The following is a 21,952-nucleotide window of genomic DNA, read 5'->3' on the forward strand; positions in this document are numbered from 1 at the left end:
TTCGCCGACCTGCACACGCCCACCACACAAAATCCCCGCCTTCAGTCCGCCTGAAGGCGTTGTTCAAACCCGACTAAGTTCTTCGAAGCGTTAGCGAAACCCGCCGGCGTCCCCGGACATTCGAGCCATTGCCAAATGATCGCACGCATTTGGACCCGCTGCCGGAATCTGGATAAACTGCTGCCGTTTGGCGGCTAGCAATGCGAACTCGACCCGCTTCAATATTCCGAGGGGGTCGCGGGAAGTTTTCCCTCATTCCTTTGCCTGGTTGTCGCTTAGCCGTGTTCCGGTGTCCCGACACGAACACCGTCCACAAGGTGGTCGCCAATTACGACCAAGCCAGCGTCGAGCGGTTCGCGAATTATTCCTTGTCCGGAGAGCCCCAGCGGCACAGCCGGCAATTCGTTTCCGACTGGACCCAGCCTGCCGATTGGTCGACACCCGGTTCGGTGCCAATGGACTCCGCGATTTGGAAATCGCAGGCGGTCTACGACTCGGATGGCCGGACCCTGGATGCGCTGACGCCCAACGGCTCTCATGTCACCTACGATCTTTACCGGAACGGGTGGATCAAGGCCGTGCATGCAACGCCACAGGGCGTGACAGACACCGAAACGGTGGCGGGCCCGATCCTTTATGCCGCAACCGGCCGGGTCAGCGAAGTGGACTTTGGCAATGGCGTGCACACGACCCGCGAATTCGAGCCCACGACCCAGCATCTGACCTCGATCCGAACGAAAGGGACGTCAGGCGAGATGTTGCAGGACATCAGCTATGCCTACGATCCCGTTGGCAACGTGACGAATGCAACCAACCACCTGCCGATCCCGGGGGACCCGGCCAAGACAAGCGGTGCGTCCGAATATGTCTACGATTCCCTCTACCGGCTGCGTTCGGCCACCGGACGGGCGGCGACAGGGCTTTCGAAGGAGGCCGGTTGGGCGCCTCCGCTTGTGCCAGTGCAAGACCACGCGATCGAAACCTATGCTCAGGCTTTCGATTATGACGTGGCAACCAATCTGACATCGGTAAACTATCAGGCCGCCAGTTCCACGTGGCAGCAGAAGATCGCCGTTTCGGCCTCGTCCAACCACGCAATTCCCGACGACATGCTGACCGGCGGGAAAACCCCTGACGACTATTTCGACCCATCGGGAAATCTGGTGGAGTTGAGACCGGAATTCGCGCTTGGGTACGACTATGCCAACAACCTGCAAAGCTGGCAGACCCCGTCACCGAAAAGCCTGACGGCCACCGCGCAGTTTTCCTTCAGCCGGAACCGGCTGCGAAAGGTCGAGTTGGACGGCAACGGCGATGGAACCGAAACGCTCTACCTCGACGACACGATCATCACGCGCGAGGTGAAAGACAACAAAGCCAAAGCGATCAAAGCCGTCTCGCTGCAAGTGATGTTCAGCACAAGGCTGGCATTGCAGATGCGCTGGTTCGGCGGGGCGGCGGTGCCGGTCCAGCAATACCAACTGGAAGACAGATTGACGTCCGTTGCCGCGCGGCTCAAGGCGGATGGATCGCTTTTGGATGTCCAGGAATTCCTGCCCTACGGGGGCGAGGCCTTGTGGTCGTCGCCGGCGCCTGTCGACGATGTGCAGCAAACCAAACGCTTCCGCTTCACGCAACAGGAATTGGACGGGTCAAGCGGGCTCTATCAGATCGGAGCACGGGCCTATATTCCCTGGTTGGGCCGCTGGTCGACGCCGGATCCGGCGGGGGGCGTCGATGGGCTCAACCTGTTTGCCTATGTACGTGGCAACCCGATGACGGATCACGATCCTTCGGGGACGTGTGGCGACAATCCCACGAACTCGGGTTTCGATTTCAGGGAAATGCTCAAGAACATCAAGTACGACGCCAAGGCGCTGAATGCCTTGGGGGTCTTTGGAAACGGGTTGCTGGATTCACGCGTGATTGCGCTTGAGCTGAAGCACAAGCTGGCGCTGCCCTACAAGCCGCTCGATTTCACAAAAGTGCCGTCCCGGGAATTCGGTAGTGTGGCTCGTATGATCGGCACGTCCATGCAGTCGGGCGCGCACCTTGGGCTTCTTACCGGCCTTTCCGGTTTCACGGTCATTGGCGGGCTGTCGGGCATGACCTATCACACCCTGGGCCTGGCGACCGAGGGCGTGAAGGAAAAACACGTGATGGGCTTGGCCGGCAACACGCTGTTTACGGCCGAAGGCGTCGTCTTGTGGAAGGCCGCGATGACGGCAGATCACCACGTTTTCCATCGCTTGATGCCAATCGCCGGGGGGCTTGGGTTTGCCGCCGATACGATCAAGGCTATCAGTTATTATCGGCAACAGGACTATTACAGCTCTGTGATGTACGGGGCATTGGGCGTTGGCAACGGCCTGTCGGTTTTAACCGCCTATGCGCCAAAAGCCCGTTTCAACGTGGCCCAGTTCCTTTACGGCAGCATCGCGGCGGACGCGTTCAAGAGCGGGCTCAAGAGCAACATCCGCAACAGTGGATTCGCGCGCGTCATGATGATGACAAACCCGCTGACCTGGATCGCGGCGGGGACAGTCATGAGCTTGGCCAAGACGTTTGAACCCATGGAACGCCTCAAGCGCCGCTATTCAACAAAAGACAAGGAGTAGATTAACCGCCCGATGCTGCGATGCTTTCGCATGAAGGCCTGCAATCCCTATCGGACATCTTCGTCACGGCAGAGCCTCATCCTGCCGCCTGACAACGCGCGGCAATTCAGCTCTTCCGTTTCCCCGAACACTATGGCGGACCACTTTATTGGCGTAGGACCTGCCCCTACAAACGCACCCACCCGCGCGTGTTCGAGGCCTCCTGCATGGCCTCCACGGTCTCCTGAACCATGAGGGCCTCGCGGAAATCGGGCATGCACGAGCCGTTCGCGGCGTGGGCCGCGATCAGTTCGGCCACCTCGATGACCTTCAGGTCGTTGAATCCCAGCTGATGTCCCGGCGCCGGGCAGAACCGGTCGTAGGGCGGGTGGGAGGGGCCCGCCTCTATGCGCCGGTAGCCTGCCCCGGCGCCGGAGCCGGAATAGACCATCAGGTCGTTCATATGCTCTTGCGAGAACGCGATGGCGCCCCTCGAGCCGGTGATCTCGAACGACAGGTCCATGGTGCGCCCGGTCGCCGCCCAGTTCGCCTCGAGGCTGCCCGAGACGCCGCTTTCAAAGCGCACCAACGCGTGGGTCATGTCATCGACCTCGACGGGCCGGCGTTCGGCCGCGCCGACCGCCACCGGCCGGTCGGGATAGATCGTCCGGCATTCGGCGGTGACCTCGGCGATCGGGCCCAGAAGGTGGCGCGCCAGCGAAATGATGTGGCTGCCGATATCCGCCAGCGCCCCGCCGCCCTGCGGATCGGTGCGAAACGAATGCGGCGCGTCCGGGCTGGCCATGTAGTTCTCTGCGTGGCGGCCGCGAAAGCCCGTCACCTCGCCGATCTCGCCCGAGGCGATGAGATCGCGCGCCAGCGCGATCATCGGGTTGCGCAGGAAATTGAAGCCGACCGAGGTCACGACACCGGCGGCCTCGGCGGCCTCGGTCATCTTGCGCGCCGAAGCGGCGGTGGTCGACAACGGTTTCTCGCAATAGACCGTCTTGCCTGCCGCAATGGCCGCCAGGGCCATCGGTTCGTGCAGAACGTTGGGCGCGGTGATCGCAACGATATCGACCGCGTCGTCGGTGATCAGCGACCGCCAGTCTGCCGTGGCGCGTTCGAATCCCAACGCGCTGGCCCCCGATTGCGCGATCTCCTCGGTGGCGTCGGCCAGCATCGCCTTGACCGGGGTCGCGGGCAGGTCGAACAGACCCGGGGCCGCCGCAAAGGCGTTGGCGTGGCAGCGGCCCATGAAGCCCGACCCGATCAGGCCGATCCCGACCGTGGCTTTTGCGGATGTATCCGTCATTGTCATCACTCCGCCGCGACCGGTGCGCGGGTATGCGAGACCGCGTCGATCAGGTGTTCCTCGGTCATCTCATCCCCCTCGAATTCGGCGACGACATTGCCTTCGGACATTGCCAGCACGCGGTGGCTGACCCCCAGCACCTCGGGCATTTCCGACGAGATCACGATCACCGCGAGCCCTTGCTCGGCCAGTTCGGCGATCAGCTCGTGGATCGCCGATTTCGACCCCACGTCGATGCCGCGCGTCGGCTCGTCGAGGATGATCAGCTTGGGATCGGCGCAAAGCCACTTGGCGAGCACGAATTTCTGCTGGTTCCCGCCCGAAAGCTGCGACACCGCCTGATCCGGGCCGGTGGTCTTGATCGACAGGGCCGAGCGGTATTTCTCGAATACCGCCATTTCCTTGGCGCGGTTCATGAGCGACACTTCCGAGAACAGCCGCAGATGCGGCAGCGAGGTGTTCTCGCGCCCGCCCATCATCAGCACCAGCCCCTGTTCCTTGCGGCTTTCGGGGACCAGCGCCATGCCCATGTCGATGGATTGCCGCGGGGTGGGCAGGGCGATCTCGCCTTCCTTCCAAAAGATTTTCCCGCCGTCGGCCCGGCGCACGCCGAAAATCGTCTCGACCACTTCCGAGCGCCCGGCGCCGACAAGGCCGTAAAGGCCCAGCACCTCGCCCTCGCGCACCGAAAAGGACACATCGCGGAAAAGGCCCCGCTTGCTCAGCCCCTCGACGCGCAGCACCTCGGCGCCGAACTCTGCCTTTGCCTTGACGAAATAGGCATCCAAGGTGCGGCCGATCATCATGCGCGTGATCTGGTTAAGGTCGGTATCGGCGGTCTCGACCGTGCCCTGCACCTGACCGTCGCGCAGGACGGTGATCCGGTCGGTGATGTCGAAGATCTCGTCCATCTTGTGCGAGATGTAGACGATGCCCACGCCGCGCGCCTTGAGGCCGCGGATCGTGTGAAAAAGCTGGTCCTTCTCGCTGTCGGTCAGCGAGGCCGTGGGTTCGTCGAAGATCACCACATTGGCGCTGAAGGCCTCGGCCCGGGCGATCTCGACCATCTGCTGCATGGCGACCGACAGCGTGCCGACGCGGACATCCGGACCAAAGCCGCAGCCAAGCGCATCGAGCGCGGCGCTGGCGTTGCGGCGCAGCTCGCGCTTTTTCAGCATGCCGAAGCGGTTGGTCGGCCAGGCGCCGAGATAGATGTTCTCGGCGACCGACAGCTCGGGCGAAAGCGACAGTTCCTGGTGGATCAGCAGGATGCCCTTGCGGCGGGCATCGAGCGGGCCGGAAAGGCGCAGCGCCTCTCCCTGATAAAAGATCTCGCCGCCATCGGGCTTGTGCAGGCCCGCCAGGGTCTTCATCAGCGTGGATTTGCCGGCGCCGTTCTCGCCGACAAGCGCGTGAACCTCGCCGGGGCGGATGTCAAAGCTGACGCGATCAAGCGCCGTCACTCCGGGGAATGTCTTGGTGATGTCCCGGACCTCGAGAATGACGTTGTCCATCACGAATCCTCCTTGTGGTTCAGAACCTTGTCCAGCACGAGTGCCAGCACCAGAACCGCGCCCATCACCATCAGTTCGACGTAGTTGGGCGTGTTCAAAAGCCGAAGCCCGTTGCGCAGCACCGCCAGCGTCAGCACGCCGCCGATGGTCATCCACATACTGCCGAAACCGCCCTGCAGGCGGGTGCCGCCAAGCACCACGGCGATGATCGTCCACAGCTCCCAGATCTTGCCGGCATTCGGTTCGGCGGTGCCGAGCCGCATCGACAACAGGATGCCGCAGACCGCCGCCAGCGTCCCGCACAGGGTGAAGTTGATGATCTTGTGGCGCTTGACGTCGATGCCGGCGTCATGCGCGGCCTCGATGTTGTCGCCCACCGCATAGGTCTCGCGGCCGTGGCGGGTGCTCGACAGGACCCACTGGAACAGCAGGGCCAGCCCAAGAAAGATCATCGCGGTCAGGGACACCGGCCCAAGATAGATCTCGGGGATTTCGGTATAGGCAAAGTCGGGCACCATCAGGGCGTTCTCGCCGGTGTAAACGAAGACAAGCCCACGGATGCCGATCAGCGCGCCAAGGGTGACGATGAAGGAATGCATCCCCGACAGCGCCACCAGCGTACCGTTGAGACACCCCAGCGCGGCACCCGAGAGCAGGCCCACGAAGATCGCGGGCCACGTGCCCATATGGTCCTGCAGGCCGATCGCCAGCGCCGAGGCCAGGGCCAGGATCGCGCCGACCGACAGGTCGATCTCGCCGTCGATCATCACCATCGTCATGCCGATCGCGAGGATGCCGATGAACGCGGCCTGGGTCAGGATGTTGCCGAGGTTGTTCACCGTCATGAAATAGGGGCTCGCCAACGAAAAGACGGCGACCGTCAATGCCAGGAAGACCCAGATATGGTTGCGCAGAAGCCAGGACAGGACGGCGTGCAGCGGCGACTTGTCCTGAGGGGCGATGGATGCGTGGCTCATGCGAAGATCCTCCCGCGCTTGGCGCCCAGATCGATCCAGACGGCAATGATGATGACGGCCCAGGTGACGAGCCATTGCACGTAATAGGCAAAGCCCAACAGCAGCAGTCCGTTTTGGATGAAACCCAGCATTGAGATGCCGATCACCGTCCTCCAGATGCTGCCCGCACCGCCCAAAAGCGACGTGCCGCCCAGGATGACGCCGGCGAGGACGGTCAGCTCGTATCCCTGGCCGATCGTGTTCTGCGCGCCCATGACGCGGCTGCCCATGATCACCGCGGCCACGCCGGTGGTGAATCCCGAGATGACATAGGTCCAGAACACCGTCCAACGCGCGTCGATCCCCGAGAAAATGCTGGCGGTCTCGTTGCCGCCGACGCCGTATACGCGCCGCCCGAACGTGGTGAATTGCAGCACCAGCCCCGCGATCACCGCGCCGAGCAGGAACAGGATCACCGGGACCGGCAGGCCAAGGAAATCGCCGCGCCCGAAGACCGCGAACCAGGTCTCTTGCGGGTTCTGCACGTTGACGTTCGAGCCGCCCGAGTAGAACAGCACGAGGCCCTGCAGGAACGACAGCATCGCAAGCGTCACGATCAGCGCATTCAGCCCGACGAACCCGACGAGCAGCCCGTTGAAGGCGCCGATGCAGAGCCCGGCCAGAAGCGTCATCACAATCGCCGGGAACGGCCCCGCGATGTTGTGCTGGTCGACCACGATCACGGTCAGCAGCGTCAGAAGCGACCCGACCGACAGATCGAGCCGGCCGGTCAGCACCACAAAGGTGACCCCAACCGCCATCATGCCGGTAATCGACACCTGCCGCAGCACGTCCAGAATGTTGCCCGGCGTCAGGAAGGCCTCGGCGTTGACCGCGACGCCCGCGAGAAACACCAGGAAAGCGATCACCAGGCCGTGCCTGCGAAACAGGCTTCTTATCCACATTTCCATGTCTGCACCTCCTCCGATGCCCACGTTAGCCAGAGCCCCCGACCCGATGAACGGTCAAAAAATCCAAAATGAATCTTTCGTGCCGATCCGGGCCTGCGGGCACCCTTTGTCCGGCGTGCAAATGGGAAAACTGGCCAAAAATCAGATTTGGATATTTCGGCAATTGTTTGGTCGGAGCCTCTGACGAACATTGAGCTGCGAGCACCCCGCAACGCTGCCAACGGGGGTTGCAATCTGGAGGAAGGGCAGCGTTTGGAGGAGGAAAGACATGACTCATGTAAACAAGGCACTGGCCGTCACCCTGTCGATTGCGCTCTCGGCGGCCGCGGCGAACGCGCAGGACGCGCCGGAATGGCTGGGCGGCGAACTCAAGAAGCCGCTGTCGGAAACCCGTATCGGTATCACCGTGCTCTACCCGGGCTCGAACGCCTATCAGGCCAAATATGCCGAGACAGCCGAGGCCTACAGTCAGGAACTCGGGCTTCAGGCCACGGTTATGGACCCGCAGGGCGACCCGGCTGTTCAGTTCGACCAGATCCAGGACATGGCCTCGCAAAACCCCGACGCGCTCGTGGTCTGGCCCACCTCGCAGAACGCGCTGATCCCGGCGATCCGCAACGCCTCGCGCGCGGGGATCCCGGTGATCACCTCGAATTCGCCGATCGGCGAGGCCGGCCGGCGCTATATCGTCGGACATACCGGCCCGGACGATTGCGCCCAGGCGGAACAGGCTGCCGAGATGCTGGGCGACGCGCTTGGCGGCTCCGGCAACATCGTCGTGGTCGAGGGCACGCCGGGCTATTCGGTGTCGATCCTGCGCAAGAACTGCTTTCTCGACCAGTTGGCGGACAAGTATCCCGACGTGAACATCCTCGCCAGCCAGACCGCGGAATGGAACCGCGAGAAAGCGCAGACGGTGATGGAGACCTACCTGACGCAATTCGGTGACGATATCGACGGGGTATATGCCTTCGACGACGGCATGGGGCTCGGCGTGATCAGCGCGTTGCAGGGGGCGGGCAAGGAGCCTGGCGAGGTCAAGGTCGTGACCTGCAACCAGTTCGGCGAGGGCTGGGACGCGATGAAGGCGGGCTGGCATTCCGGTTCGAACAAGCAATCGCCGGTCGATGACGCGATCCTGGCCATTCAGACCGCCGTCAAGGTCGCCAACGGCATCGAGGTGCCTGCACTGCAGGGCATCGAGACACCCAAGGTGCTGCCCGAGAACGTCGACGATTTCGAACGCCCGAGCTGGTAAACCCGGTGGGTGAACAGGAAAGGGCCGCGTCGCAAGACGCGGCCCTTTCGCATTTCGGGGGATCAGTAGTGGCCGTTTTCGCGCATGATCGCGTCGATCCGGTTCTGCGAGTTGCGCAGCGCCTCTTCGACGCTCTGCGTCCGTTGCAGCATCATGTGGATCTCGTCTCCGAGGACGCCGAGCACGTCGCTGAATTCGGGGATCGGCGGGCGCGGCCATGTCTGCAGCTCGCCACGCCGTTCCATCCCGTCGACCTGGGCGATGATCTTGCTGCTGGCCTGAACCTCCGGGTCCGCGCTGGTGGAAAAGCGCGGGCTGGTGAGATTGCCGTTCAGCACGTACCATTTCAGCATCTCGGGGCGGGTGAGATATTCCATCATCTTCCAGGACGTCGTCCTGCGCTGCGGCTCCAGCGCCGCTGGCATCGCCAGAGAAAAGCCCCCGATCGGAGAAACCGTGCGCGCGCCCGGCGCGTGCGGGTGCGGGACGAACTCGACGTTGCCATGCGCCGGCGAGTCCTCGTTCAGCTCAAATGCTGCGGCGCGGATGCTCCAGCCATAGGTCATGGCCGCCTCGCCCCTCGAGAAGATGCCGATGCGGCGATCCCAGTTGCAGACCATGCTCTCTTTGTGGCTGAACTCCGCCAGTTCCAGCAGGAACTCCGCCGTCTCGCGCGCCGCGTCGGTGTGCAGTTGCGGGCGGTAGTTCTCTTTGTCGATCACCGCGACGTCGAACTCGTCTCCGAGCGGCGTCAGGTTGATGATCGGCTGGCCGAAATCTGCCAGGGACTGGATGAAGGTATGCGCGACCGGCGTGCCGCGGCCATAGTTCATCACGATGCCCGAAAGGTTGAACCCCGCCCGGTGCAGCACCCGCGCGGCAAGCAGCACGTCGTCGGTGGTCTTGGGGACCGACAGCCCGGCCTCGGCAAAGAGATCGCCCCGGCAAAACAGCAACTCGGCGGTCGGCTGGATCGGCAAACCGTATTGGTGCTCGTTCCAGCACGACCCGCGATAGGCGGCGTTGTGGAAATCGGACGGGTTGTAGCGCGCGTCCTGCAACAGGTCGTCGAGCGGCTGGATGACCTCTTGAGTGGCGAGCTGCCCGATCCACGGCAGATCGACCGCGACAAGGTCGTATTTCGACACCTTGCGCCGGGCGTTCTCCATGATCTCGTCGTGCAGCTGGTCAAGCGGCAGGGTGACGATCTCGACATTGGTTCCGCACAGTTCGTCCAGATTGGATGAGTATTGCTCGAGGGTCTTGAAGGTGGGGTCGATCGGCCCGAGAATTCGCACGGTTCGGTCAAAACCCACACCTGTCTGCATCGCGTTCGGATAGGGCAGGATGCGGGACGCCATGTAATAGCCGCCAAAGTAGAAATCGCCGATCTCGCCGTCTCCGGTGGTAAAGCCGAAGGTGTTGCCCACCATCATCTTGAGCTGCATCGCGAAGCTTTCGAATTCCTTGATCAGCTTGCGCGTGGGATGCAGCGAGAAGGATTTTCCCGATTTTGACTTGGGCCGCTTCAGCAAAAGCCCCTCGTCGATCAGATCCGAGATGCGGCGCATCGCGGTGCCATAGGGCACCTCGGCGGCCATGGCGGCAGAGGTGACGGTCAGCAGCTTGCCCTCGAGGTGCCGCCGCATCGCGTAGGAAATGATGTTCCAGCGTGGATCTACAGTGGCCAGGGCGGTGTGCTTTTCCGAAATCTCGCGGTTGGAATCCACGAAGGTCAGAATCCGAAGAAGTTCCTCGCGTGTCATGTCAACGCTCCTGCCGCCGTCACCACAGATCCCTTTCTAGCAGGAAAACGGCGCCGCCGGGTAATCGCCAGCCGCGTTTTATCCAAATCTGATATTTGCTGTGTTCTCTCGGCCCGCCCGGCTGTGCCAGCGTCTTGGAAGAACTTCGTGGGAGGAGGAAGGGACATGACCGGCAAGGACTACGATTACATTGTCATCGGCGCCGGGTCCGCAGGATGTGCCGTTGCGGGCCGGCTGGGTGAGGCCGGGCATTCGGTCCTGCTGCTGGAGGCCGGCGGGCCGGACCGCAACCCGTTCATCCACATTCCTCTTGGCTATTCGATGCTTTACGCCAATCCCAAGGTGAACTGGTGCTACGAGAGCGCGCCCGAGCCGCATCTGAACGGCCGCCGCCTGTTCCAGCCGCGTGGCAAGGTGCTGGGCGGGACCGGCGCGATCAACGGCATGATCTACATGCGCGGCCAGCCCCAGGATTTCGACGGCTGGAAAGCGGCCGGATGCACCGGGTGGGGCTGGGACGACGTGCTGCCGCATTTCAAGTCCTGCGAGGACCAGGAGCGCGGGGCCGATGCCTACCACGGCACGGGCGGGCCGGTGGCGGTGTCGGACATCCGCACCGAGCACGCTTTAGGCGAGGCGTTCCACGCCGCTTCCGAGGCGCTGGGCGTCCCGCGCAACGACGATTTCAACGGCCCCCGCCAGGAGGGCACGGGCTATGTCCAGACGACGACGCGCAAGGGGCTGCGCTGGAGCACGGCCGCGGGATACCTGCGGGGGCAGGCAAAGCGGCACATCGACCTGCGGCTGCATGCGATGGTCGAGCGGGTCGAACTGGAAGGCCGCCGCGCCACCGCCGTGCGCTGGACCGACAAGCGCGGGGCGCATCGGGCGCGGGCGCGCCGCGAGATCGTCCTGAGCGGAGGCACGTTCAACTCGCCGCAATTGCTGCAGGTCTCGGGCATAGGGCCGGGCGCGTTGCTGCGCGCACAGGGGATCGAGGTGCGGCACGACCTCAGTGGCGTCGGCGAGAACCTGCAGGACCATTTCGGCATCGGCGCCGAGTATCGCTCGACGGTCCGTTCCACGGTCAACGATCTTTATAACAACAAGATCAAGGGCGGCTTGCAGCTCTTGCGGCACCTGGTCTTCCGGACCGGGCCGTTCGCCGACAACGGCAATTATTCCAACACCTTCATCCGGTCCAGGCCCGAGATCGACCGGCCGGACATGATGGTCACCTTCATGGCCTGGTGCACCGACGAGCAGCTCAAGCCGCATCCCTTCTCGGGCTTCACCATTCTGGCCGAACACATGCGGCCCAAGTCGCGCGGCCATGTGCGGATCACCAGCCCGGACCCGAACGTGCAGCCCGAGATCCAGTTCAATTTCTTCGCCGACGAGGCGGACCAGCGCGCGGCCATCGCCGGGCTGAAATTCGGCCGTCGGATCGCCGCCACGCCGCCGATGTCGGATTGCGTCGAATACGAGCTGTCGCCGGGCAAGGACGTGCAGAGCGACGCCGAGCTTCTGGCGTATTGCCGGGCGAACGGATTGTCGCTGCTGCACCCGGTGGGCACCTGCAAGATGGGCGTCGGGCCGGACGCGGTGGTCGACCCGCGCCTGCGCGTGCACGGGATCGACGGCCTGCGTGTGGCCGATGCCTCGATCATGCCGCGCATCGTCACCGGCAACACCAACGCCGCCTCGATCATGATCGGCGAAAAGGCGGCCGCGATGATCCTCGAGGACGCGAAGGAGGACGCGTGATGCAGACCTTGGGACTTGCCCTGATGGGCACCGGCCGGATGGCGCATGTCTACGGCCCCAAGATCAACGCCCATCCGGGGCTCCGGCTAGAGGTGATTTACAACCCCCGCCGCGCCTCGGCTGAGAAGGCGGCCGCGCAATATGGCGGAAGGGCGATGGACGACCTCGATGCGGTGCTGGCCGATCCGGGCGTCGACGCGGTGGTGATCGCCACGCCGACGGACACGCATGTGGATTACATCGAGGCCGCTGCGCGGGCGGGCAAGCCGATCTATTGCGAGAAACCGCTCGATCAGACGCTCGAACGTGTGGACAGGGCTCTGGCCGCGCTCGAGCGCCATCCGGTGCCGTTCATGCTGGGCTTCAACCGGCGTTTCGATCCGGACAACGCGGCGCTGCGCGAGGCGGTACGGTCGGGCGAGATCGGCCGGCCCAACATGCTGATGAGCTGGTCGCGCGAGCCGGCCCCGCCGCCGATCGAATATGTCCGCGCCTCGGGCGGCTATTTCGTCGACGCCACGATCCACGATATCGACCTTCTGTGCTGGATCGCCGGCGAGCGGCCGGTCGAGGTGCAGGCGGCCGGGTCCTGCATGTTCGATCCCCAGATCGGTGCCGAAGGCGATTTCGACATGACCATGACGACGCTCAAGATGCCCTCGGGCGTGCTGGTTCACGTGAACAATTCGCGGGCCTGCGCCTATGGGTTCGACCAGCGGCTCGAAGCCTTCGGCGACGCGGGCATGGTGCAGACCGTCAACCACCGCGACGACAATCTGGTGCGCTGGGACAGCCGCCGGACGGTGGCGCGCGAGCCGCTCAAGCATTTCTTCCTCGAGCGCTACGACCGGTCGTTCTACAACGCGCTGGACGAATTCCACGCCGCGGTCACCGAGGGGCGTCCGCCGTCGGCCACCGCCGCGGACGGGCGCGCGGCACTCGCCATTGCGCTCGCCTGCGCGCGCTCGGCGCACACGGGCTCGGCGGTCGCGCCCGATTACGCCGAATTGCGCGCAACCTGACGGCCTGCGCGCCCGGCGGGCTGCCGGGCAGAGACGCCGCGCCCGGGGCCCCGCGCCCAACACGCCCGACATCGGGTGAAATCGTCCCTTGCGCAAACGATGTTTTCCCCTCAGGACGGTGCGATGACAGATTGCGGCGCCCCGCTGGAATTGTCACGCACGGGCGCTACCTGCCCGTGACAGCGCAGTTAAACGCCGTATCGGTCCAAGGGAAATGGCATGCAGGTATCTTTTGTGGCGTCTCTCGCGTTGCTTTTTCTATTGTCATTCGCCTCGGCTGCGCCGGCGCAGGGCCGCCCCGCCAGCGTGGCGGTGGACACCGTCGCCACGATGGAAATGTCCGAAACGACGGCCGTCTTCGGCGAGGTCGTGTCCGGGCGGCAAAGCCGGGTTGCGGCGCGGGTCGCGGGCATTGCTGACACGGTCATCCCCCGCGTCGGCGACAGGTTTTCCGAGGGCGACGTGCTGGCCCGCATGGACAGCGAGCTCTTCGAGATCGGGCTCGCGCAGGCCCGAGCCGATGTCGGCGTGGCCGAGGCAGGTATCGGCGCCGTGGACGCCCGGGTCGAGCGGACCGAAAAGGCGTTCAGACGGGCGGAATCCCTGCGCGCCAATTCCACGATTGCCGAGGCGCAGCTGGAGGACCGGGCCGGCGACTATGCCGAGGCGCTGGCCGCGCGCCGCGAGGCGGTTGCCCGTGTCGAGGCCGCGCGCACGGCGCTGCGGCGCGCTGAATACGAGTTCGAGAATGCGACGGTGCGCGCGCCCTTCGATGGCGTCGTGGTGGACGTCACCACGCAGGTCGGCCAGTTCGTCGCCGCCGGAAGCGAGATCGCGACGCTGGTCGATATCGGCGCCATGGAGGTCGAGGCCAACGTCCCCGCGCGCTTTGTCGATGCGCTGGGCAAGGACCTTTCGGTAGAGGCGTTCACCGATGCCGGAGGTGCTCTGACGCTGCGCCTGCGCGCGGTGCTGCCGACCGAATTTTCCGCTACTCGGACGCGGCCGGTCCGGTTCGAGCTGATCGGCGCTGCCGAGACCGCCGCGATCGGCCAGTCGGTGACGCTGAACCTGCCCATAAGCGCGCCGCGCATGGTCACCGCCGTGCCGAAGGACGCGCTGATTCAGGCGCGCGGCGGCTGGCAGGTCTTCGTCGCCGTGGACGGCAAGGCTGAGCCGCGCTCGGTCGAGATCGGCGCGGCGCTGGGCGACCGGTTCGAGGTGCTCTCTGGCTTGGCGCCGGGCGACCGGGTCGTGGTGCGCGGCAACGAGCGGCTGCGTCCCGGGCAGGACATCGCGCCCACCCCCGTGGCGCCTGTCGCCGGGGAAGGGCCGGGTGGCGACGGCGCCGCCTCGGGCGCGCCCGCGCAAGACGAAGGGGCCGTCGGCGAGACCGGCGAACCGCGCCGCCAGGCCGCCGCCGCGCCGCGCGACTGATCGCCCTTCCGGAGACCGCCAGATGAACCCGATCCGCTTTGCCATCGACCGTCCCGTCGCCGTCCTCGCCGTGGTCATCATGGCCGTCTTGTTCGGCTCTCTGGCATTGCTGCGCATCCCGGTGCAGCTGGCCCCTGACGTGCGCAAGCCCATCGTCGTGGTCGAAACCGCCTGGCCCGGCGCCGCCCCGGCCGAGATCGAGCGCGAGATCGTCAACCCGCAGGAGGACGCCTTTCGCGGGCTCGAGGGGCTGGACCGGATGACCAGCCGCTCGCGCACCGGCCGCGCCGAGGTCACGCTGGAATTCGCCGTCGGGTCGGACATGTCGAACATCCTCTTGCTGGTGTCCAACCGGCTCGACCGGGTCGGCGGCTATCCAGACGAGGCCGGCGAGCCGCGGCTGAACACCTCTGGTTCGGATGACAGCCCCATCGCCTGGGTCACGATCCGCGCCGACGAGGGCAACACCCGCCCGCTGCCCGAATACGGCGATTTTGTCGAGGACGTCGTCAAGGAAGCGCTGGAACGGATCGACGGCGTGTCCACGGTCAACGTCTTCGGCGGGGTCAGCCGCGAGCTGCAGATCGTGATCCTGCCCGGCGAACTCGCGCGGTTCGGCCTGACCATACCCGAGGTCGTGGCGCGGCTGCGGTCCGAAAACGTGAGCCTTTCGGCAGGCGACATCGAAGAGGGCAAGCGGCGCTATGTGGTGCGCGCCGAAGGCAATCTCGACAGCGTCGCGGCGGTCGAGAACGTGGTGCTGCGGTCCGAGCGGCAGGGGGCCTCCGGCGCGCTTGGCCGCGTGCTGGTGCGGGACGTGGCCGAGGTCGGCTTTGCCTATCAGGACCCGACCGCCCGCCTGCGGTTCCGCGGCGAACCCGGGCTGGCCTTCAACGTCGTGCGCGAGCAGGGCGCGAACGTGATCGCCACCATGCAGGAGGTCAAACAGGTCCTGAGCGCGCTGGCCGACGGGCCCGTCGCCCGCCAGGGGCTGCTGATGGAGCAGGTCTATGACGAGACGGTCTATATCGAGGGGGCCATCGATCTGGTGACCCAGAACATCTGGATCGGCGGGCTTCTGGCCGCCGGGATCCTGCTGTTGTTCCTGCGCAGCCCCCGCGCGACTTTGGTGATCACCCTGGCGATCCCGGTGTCCATCGTGGCGACCTTCGTGGCCATGGCGGCGACCGGGCGGACGCTGAACGTGATCTCGCTGGCCGGGATCGCCTTTGCCGTAGGGATGATCGTCGATGCGGCCATCGTGGTGCTGGAAAACATCTACCGGCTGCGCGAGAAGGGACTGAACCGCCGCGAGGCCGCCTTTGAAGGCGCCCGCCAGGTCTGGGGCGCGATCTTGGTGTCGGCCTTGACCACGGTGATGGTATTCATACCGATCCTCGTGATGCAGCTGGAGGCGGGGCAGCTGTTCCGCGACATCGCCGTTGCGATCTCGGTGTCGGTTCTTCTGTCTCTGGTGGTCGCCGTCACGGTGATCCCGGCGCTTTGCTCGCGGCTGCTGTCGGAAAGCAGCGCGCGGCCGATGCGGCTGCCCGGGGTCGATCATCTGGGCCGGGCCTTCAGCTGGCTGGTGATGGCCTATACCCGGCTGACGGTACGGTTCCGCGCCGCCGGTCTGGTCATGGTCGCCGCGATCGGCACCGGCGCTGCCGTCGCGACGATTACCTTTCTGCCAAAACTCGAATATCTGCCCGAAGGCAACCGCAACCTGGTCTTTGGCCTGATCATCCCGCCGCCGGGCTACAACCTCGACACCACCGAGACCATCGCCCAGCGGATCGAGGCGGTGGCCGAGCCCATGTGGCAGGCCCGCCCCGCGGCCGAGACCGAAGACGGCCTTCCGGCGCTCGAAAGCTTCTTCTTCGTGGCCACACCCGGCAACAGCTTCGTCGGTGCGGCGGCGGTCGATGGCGACCGCGTCGCCGAGGCGATCCCGATCCTGTCGCGCCCCATCTTTGCCGAGCCGGGCACCTTCGGCTTCATGACCCAGCCGTCGCTTTTCGGGCGCGGCGTGGGCGGCGGGCGCACCATCGAGCTGAACATCTCGGGCAACGAGCTGGAAGACATCCTCGCCGTCGCGGGCCAGGCCGCCGGCATCGTCTCGGGCCTGCTGCCGCGTTCGGAGGGGCACCAGTTCCGCCCCATCCCGGGGCTCGAGCTGGGCGCGCCCGAGGTCCGGCTGGTCCCCGACCGGGTGCGGCTGGCCGATGCGGGGCTTTCGGCGCAAACGCTGGCGGCGACCATCGACGCCTATAACGACGGTCTGCGGGTGGCCGAGATCAACGTCGGCAACCGCCGGCTCGATCTGGTGCTGAAGGGCGACGATACCGCGCTTTCGGGGCTGCGCACGCAGGACGTCGGCGCCTTTCCCGTGGTCACTCCCTCGGGCCGGATCGTGCCCGCCGGAGAGCTGGCAGCGGTGCAGATCACCGCAGGTCCGACCGAGATACGCCATCTGGAGCGGCTGCGCACGGTCACGCTCGAGGTGCGGCCCTCGGACGCGCTGCCGCTCGAGGCCGCGGTCGAACTGCTCGAGACAGAGGTGGTCGCCCCCCTGTCGGCGCAGGGCCTGCCCGATGGTGTCAGGCTGTCCATCTCGGGCACCGCCGACCAGCTTTCGCAGACCTGGAACGCCATTCAGATCAACCTCGCCGTCGCTTTGGTGATCGTCTTCCTGGTGATGGCGATCCTGTTCGAAAGCTTCCTGTTGCCGCTGGTGGTGATGATCTCGGTTCCGGTGGCCGCGGCGGGCGGGGTCGGCGGGCTGGCCGTGTTGAACACGTTCCAGACCCAGCCGCTGGATATGCTGACGCTGTTGGGCTTCGTGATCCTTGTGGGGATCGTGGTGAACAACGCCATCCTGATCGTGCACCAGTCGCTTTATCACCTGCGCGTGGACGGAATGCCGGCGGTGGACGCCATCGAAGAAGCGACGCGCAACCGCATCCGCCCGATCTTTATGTCGACGCTGACCTCCATCGTCGGAATGCTGCCGCTTGTGCTCTTTCCCGGCGCGGGGTCCGAGCTGTACCGTGGCCTCGGCGCGGTCGTCGTCGGCGGCCTGACGATGTCTGCCTTCCTGACGCTGCTCACCGTCCCGCCGCTCTTGCGGCTGGTGCTGACCGTCGCGCCGCGCCAGGAGATCAAGCCCGCGACCGAGACTATGGCCTGAAAGGGCGCCAACCCGTGCCGCATGGCCGGAGGCGGTGCGGGCACGGGCTATTGCGACCGCGTGTGCCGAGCTTCATAATCCGGCTCTACCGACCAAAGGAAGCCCCGCCGATGCCCGCCCGAAACAGCTTTGCCGAACTGCACGCCGAGATCGCGGATTGGCGGCGGGACATCCACGCCCATCCCGAACTGCGCTTCGAGGAACACCGCACCGCCGCCAAGGTCGCGGATCTGCTCACCGGGTTCGGCTGCGACGAGGTGGTCACCGGGATCGGCCGGACCGGGGTCGTCGGGGTGATCCACGGCAACGCCCGCGGCTCTGGCAAGGTGATCGGGTTCCGCGCGGATATGGATGCGCTGCCGATCGCCGAGGCCACCGGCGCGCCCCATGCCTCGACCCATCCCGGGGTCATGCATGCCTGTGGCCACGACGGCCATACGGCGATGTTGCTGGGGGCGGCGAAATACCTGGCCGAGACACGCAATTTCGACGGCTCGGTCGTGCTGATCTTTCAGCCCGCCGAGGAAGGCAGCGGCGGCGCGCGCGCGATGATCGAGGACGGGCTGATGACCCGCTGGGGCATTCAGGAGGTATACGGCATGCACAACTGGCCGGGCCTTCCGATCGGCCGGTTCGCCGTGCGCGACGGGCCGCAGATGGCCGCGACGGCGTCCTTCGAGCTGAGCATCAAGGGCCGGGGCGGGCATGCGGCGCTGCCGCACAAGGCGGTCGATACGACCCTCGCCGCCGCCCATGTGGTCGTGGCGCTGCAATCCATCGCGGCGCGCAACATCGACCCGCTGAAAACCGTGGTCGTGTCCACCTGCGGGATGCGCAGCGACACCGACGCCTTCAATGTCATCCCCGACGAGGTGATGCTGCGCGGCACCGTGCGCTACTTCGACCCCGACGTGCACGAGATCGTGCGCAAACGCCTGTCCGAGATCGCCACGCTGACGGCGCAGGCCCATGGCGCGGTCGCGCATCTGGACTACACACCGCGCGTGCCGCCCACGATCAACGACCCGGAGGCCGCCGCGCGCGCCGCCGAGGCCGCGCAGGCGGTGTCGGGCGATGTGATCCGCGATTTCGACCCGGTCATGCCAGGCGAGGATTTCTCCGAGATGCTGGCCCAACGCCCCGGCGCTTATCTCTTTATCGGCAACGGCGACAGCGCCGACCTGCACAATCCCGCCTATGAGTTCAACGACGAGCTGATCCCGCTGGGATGCAGCTGGTACGTGGAAATGGCCGAGACGCGCATGCCGCTGGGCTGACGGGGCGGTCGCGCCAAGGTGGCCGGCGGTTTTCCATCTGCCGGGGGCCGTGCGGCCCAACCGGATCCGGGGAGGGCCGGGGCTAGGCGGCCAGAAACGCCTTGTCCATCATCATGTGGACGCCCTTGTTGCCGTTAACCGTCTGGGTGATCCGCAGGTCCCCGGCGAGCGAGCTCAGCATATAGGCGTCCTCGCGCGTCAGGCCCGTCAGCGCGCAGATCCAGTCGATCATGTCGCGCAGGGCGCGTTCGGCGCAGCGGTTCAGGTCCTCGTGCAGGCCCATGGTGATCAGATGGCTGGGGGTTTCGGCGCGCGGCGCGGTCAGCGTCATGTCGTCACGATGGATCAGCGTGAAGGTTCCGGTCAGCGCGGTTTCGATGGCGGTGACGCAAACCTCGCCGTCGCCCTGTGCGCCATGCCCGTCGCCGCAGGAAAAGAGTGCGCCTTCGGTATGGATCGGCAGATAAAGCGTGGTGCCCGCGACCAGTTCCTTGAGGTCCAGATTGCCGCCATGGGCGCGCGGCTGAATGGTCGAGATTCGGCCCCAGTTCGGCGGCGGCGCCACGCCCATCACGCCGAAGAACGGCCGCAGCGGCAGTTTCAGCCCCCAGGACAGGGTGGCGACACCGGCCTCGGCATCCAGCGGGATCGTGGTCTTCCGCGCGGTCGGGAAGTCGTCGGGCAGGGTGCCCGCCAGCGGACGGATGATGTTCCAGCCCCAATCCTGGCGCAGCTGGACGTCGTGGATCCGCACCTCTAGCACATGACCGGGCTTTGCGCCGCGCACGGCCACGGGACCGGTCAGAATATGGCCCGGCAGCTGGCGCGGGGATTGTGCGTGGATCTCCAGCAGCTCGGGCGGCACGTGAAAGCCCTCGGGCGGGAGGTTCTCGGGGCTGCCGGACACGGTTTCGATCACGATGGTATCGCCGCTGTCGACCTCGGCCACGGGTGCCAGCGAAGCGTCGAAATAGCCCCAGGCGCAAGTGTCGGGGCTGGCTTTGAGATGGGCTGTCATAGGCTGTCCTTTGGCTCGGGCCGCGCCGCGCGGGCGATATATGTCCGTATCTTTACAAAGCGCGGGCGCGTCAGACAAACCCGGCTTTCGGCGGGGCGCATCCGCGGGACAACGGCGGGGGGTCTAGAAAGCCGAAAGCGGGTAGGTCGCAAGACCCTCGTGCACCGCGCCCCGGGGCAGGAGCGTCGAGCGATATAGCCCAAAGCGCGTCACACTGAATGCGGACCCTCGGAAACCGGCCTGCGCCTGAAGAAAGCCGCCGACCTCTGCCAGCTCGGACGCCGACAGGATTTTCGGCAGACGCGCGATCGTGACATGGGGGCGAAACCGCCGTTTCTCGAATTCCAGCCCTGCCTGCCTTAGCGCCCGGGTGATCCGCCCCGCCAGATCGAGCAGCGCATCGCATCGCGCCACATCCGCAAAGATCACCTGGGCAGAGCGCTTGCCGAAGGTGCCGACACCGCAAAGCTGCAGCTCGAACGCAGGCGCCCTTATCGCCGATAACGCCTCGTGCGCGTCCTCAAGCGCCTCGTCGCGCTGGTCTCCGAGGAAGTTGAACGTCAGGTGGAGGTTTTCGGCGGGCACCGGTCGGCCAACCGCCAGGGAGTGCTGCAAAATCGCAAGCTCGGCGCATATGGTTTCCGGCAGGTCTATGGCGACGAATGCACGCATGTCTGTCCTTTTGTCGGCTGAAAGTTACACCGGGTCGGCGGACGTGACCATGCCGGGCATGGTTGCCTGTCTCAAGACATGACACTCAACCCCTTCGCGTTCGCGCCGGGCGCGGGGTGGCGTTTTTCGCCCGTGTCTGGGAAGATGGGTCCGATCGCCCAAGACCACGACAAACAGGAGATCCGCCATGCGCCTCAATGCCGATTTCGACCGCCGCACCCTCGTGCGTTACGATGAGAACGCGTGGGTCGCCTCGCCGGTGCCCGGCGTCGAGCGCAAGATGCTCGACCGGATCGGTGACGAGGTCGCCCGCGCAACCACCATCGTCCGCTTCGCGCCCGGCAGCGCGTTTTCCGCCCATACCCATGGCGGGGGCGAGGAATATCTGGTGCTCGATGGCACGTTCCAGGACGAGGACGGCGACTTTCCCGTCGGCTCTTACGTTCGCAACCCGCCGACGTCCTCGCATACGCCCGCCGCGATGGACGGCGCGACGATCCTGGTCAAGCTGCATCAGTTCGATCCGGCAGACCGCACGCAGGTCCAGATCGACAGCGGGACGGCGGACTGGACCGCGACCGCAGAGGGCATCGAGACGCTTTCGCTGCACGAAGACGCGCGCGAGACCGTCGTGATGGAGCGCTGGGCCCCCGGTGCGGTCCGGGCGCTGGATGCCTCGGGCGGGCTCGAGCTCTTCGTGATCGACGGAACAGTGAATGAAAGCGGCGATGCTCTTGGCCGGTGGGACTGGCTGCGGCTGCCGGTCGGCGCAGAGTTCAATGCCACGGCCGGCGCGGAGGGCGCGCGGGTCTGGATCAAGACCGGCCACCTGCGGCACGTTTCCAAGCCCGCGGCATGACGTCTGCCGCCCGGGTCGCCTTGGCCGGCGCGGGGTAAGCGGACCCTTTGCTTTCGGTTTCGGGACGCGACGGGAGGGCAAAGCCATCGACGCGGCTGCGGCGATTGGCGCCTTTGCCGATCTCTTCTCACAGACCGCCTTTCCCGGCAGAGCCCGCTCTTTCTGAAAAACGCCGCACCACGCCGCCATGATGCCCAAGCTTGTCCGGACCGCCTGTTTTCCCTACCTTAAGTCTGGACGCCTTGACCCTTTTAGGGTCAGGATTCATAACCAGTAGATGACGGTTGCGGCGAGAGCGATTGTCGACAGGAAGACCTTGGGGCAGCGGTCATA

At 65.4% G+C, this 21,952-nt stretch carries 15 protein-coding genes; 8 read left to right on the forward strand and 7 right to left on the reverse strand.

Annotation, left to right across the window (positions count from 1 at the left end):
- Window positions 1-281 precede the first annotated feature (281 nt).
- The gene (locus RXV88_RS21065) at window positions 282-2,618 is read left to right on the forward strand and encodes an RHS repeat-associated core domain-containing protein (protein WP_316295479.1); all 2,337 of its coding nucleotides are present in this window, start codon (window positions 282-284) and stop codon (window positions 2,616-2,618) included.
- A gap of 166 nt (window positions 2,619-2,784) precedes the next feature.
- Here RXV88_RS21065 and RXV88_RS21070 read toward each other — a convergent pair whose 3' ends face one another.
- The 4 genes from RXV88_RS21070 to RXV88_RS21085 are packed head-to-tail and all read right to left on the reverse strand — an operon-like array spanning window position 2,785 to window position 7,353.
- Window positions 2,785-3,912 (reverse strand): Gfo/Idh/MocA family oxidoreductase, encoded by a 1,128-nt coding sequence (locus tag RXV88_RS21070; protein WP_316295480.1) that lies wholly within the window; start codon window positions 3,910-3,912, stop codon window positions 2,785-2,787.
- Between the two features lie 5 nt (window positions 3,913-3,917).
- Window positions 3,918-5,426, reverse strand: a complete 1,509-nt coding sequence (locus RXV88_RS21075; RefSeq protein WP_316295481.1) for a sugar ABC transporter ATP-binding protein — start codon at window positions 5,424-5,426, stop codon at window positions 3,918-3,920.
- Window positions 5,426-6,403, reverse strand: a complete 978-nt coding sequence (locus RXV88_RS21080) for an ABC transporter permease (protein ID WP_316295483.1) — start codon at window positions 6,401-6,403, stop codon at window positions 5,426-5,428. Before RXV88_RS21080 ends, RXV88_RS21075 begins: the two co-directional genes overlap by 1 nt.
- Entirely contained in the window at window positions 6,400-7,353 is a 954-nt protein-coding gene (locus RXV88_RS21085; protein WP_316295484.1) for an ABC transporter permease, read from the reverse strand. Before RXV88_RS21085 ends, RXV88_RS21080 begins: the two co-directional genes overlap by 4 nt.
- 268 nt (window positions 7,354-7,621) lie before the next feature.
- Here RXV88_RS21085 and RXV88_RS21090 point away from each other — a divergent pair, with 268 nt between their 5' ends.
- Complete coding sequence (locus RXV88_RS21090) at window positions 7,622-8,611, forward strand: sugar ABC transporter substrate-binding protein (RefSeq protein WP_316295486.1); 990 nt, start codon at window positions 7,622-7,624, stop codon at window positions 8,609-8,611.
- A gap of 62 nt (window positions 8,612-8,673) precedes the next feature.
- Here RXV88_RS21090 and RXV88_RS21095 read toward each other — a convergent pair whose 3' ends face one another.
- Window positions 8,674-10,377, reverse strand: a complete 1,704-nt coding sequence (locus RXV88_RS21095) for an extracellular solute-binding protein (RefSeq protein WP_316295489.1) — start codon at window positions 10,375-10,377, stop codon at window positions 8,674-8,676.
- Between the two features lie 165 nt (window positions 10,378-10,542).
- On the opposite strand from RXV88_RS21095, the gene RXV88_RS21100 reads away from it, so the two are divergent.
- The 5 genes from RXV88_RS21100 (at window position 10,543) to RXV88_RS21120 (ending at window position 19,070) form a co-directional block, all read left to right on the forward strand.
- Window positions 10,543-12,144 (forward strand): GMC family oxidoreductase, encoded by a 1,602-nt coding sequence (locus RXV88_RS21100; protein WP_316295490.1) that lies wholly within the window; start codon window positions 10,543-10,545, stop codon window positions 12,142-12,144.
- Window positions 12,144-13,166 carry an inositol 2-dehydrogenase gene (iolG, locus tag RXV88_RS21105; RefSeq protein ID WP_316295492.1) on the forward strand — a complete coding sequence of 341 codons (1,023 nt, stop codon included), beginning with the start codon at window positions 12,144-12,146 and terminating at the stop codon, window positions 13,164-13,166. Before RXV88_RS21100 ends, iolG begins: the two co-directional genes overlap by 1 nt.
- Before the next feature lie 219 nt (window positions 13,167-13,385).
- Window positions 13,386-14,603 carry an efflux RND transporter periplasmic adaptor subunit gene (locus tag RXV88_RS21110; protein ID WP_316295493.1) on the forward strand — a complete coding sequence of 406 codons (1,218 nt, stop codon included), beginning with the start codon at window positions 13,386-13,388 and terminating at the stop codon, window positions 14,601-14,603.
- Window positions 14,604-14,625: 22 nt separating this feature from the next.
- The gene (locus RXV88_RS21115; protein WP_316295495.1) at window positions 14,626-17,793 is read left to right on the forward strand and encodes an efflux RND transporter permease subunit; all 3,168 of its coding nucleotides are present in this window, start codon (window positions 14,626-14,628) and stop codon (window positions 17,791-17,793) included.
- 110 nt (window positions 17,794-17,903) lie between these two features.
- The gene (locus RXV88_RS21120; RefSeq protein WP_316295498.1) at window positions 17,904-19,070 is read left to right on the forward strand and encodes a M20 aminoacylase family protein; all 1,167 of its coding nucleotides are present in this window, start codon (window positions 17,904-17,906) and stop codon (window positions 19,068-19,070) included.
- Between the two features lie 82 nt (window positions 19,071-19,152).
- On the opposite strand, the gene RXV88_RS21125 is transcribed toward RXV88_RS21120, so the two are convergent.
- Complete coding sequence (locus tag RXV88_RS21125) at window positions 19,153-20,088, reverse strand: acetamidase/formamidase family protein (RefSeq protein WP_316295499.1); 936 nt, start codon at window positions 20,086-20,088, stop codon at window positions 19,153-19,155.
- Window positions 20,089-20,211: 123 nt separating this feature from the next.
- Window positions 20,212-20,760: an RNA 2',3'-cyclic phosphodiesterase gene (gene thpR, locus RXV88_RS21130; protein ID WP_316295501.1), complete on the reverse strand. Its 549-nt coding sequence runs from the start codon at window positions 20,758-20,760 to the stop codon at window positions 20,212-20,214.
- 187 nt (window positions 20,761-20,947) lie between these two features.
- Here thpR and RXV88_RS21135 point away from each other — a divergent pair, with 187 nt between their 5' ends.
- Window positions 20,948-21,619 carry a cupin domain-containing protein gene (locus RXV88_RS21135; protein WP_316295504.1) on the forward strand — a complete coding sequence of 224 codons (672 nt, stop codon included), beginning with the start codon at window positions 20,948-20,950 and terminating at the stop codon, window positions 21,617-21,619.
- The last annotated feature ends 333 nt before the right edge of the window (window positions 21,620-21,952 follow it).

This window comes from Aestuariicoccus sp. MJ-SS9 (genome assembly GCF_032586235.1).
Taxonomy (GTDB): Bacteria; Pseudomonadota; Alphaproteobacteria; order Rhodobacterales; family Rhodobacteraceae; genus Aestuariicoccus.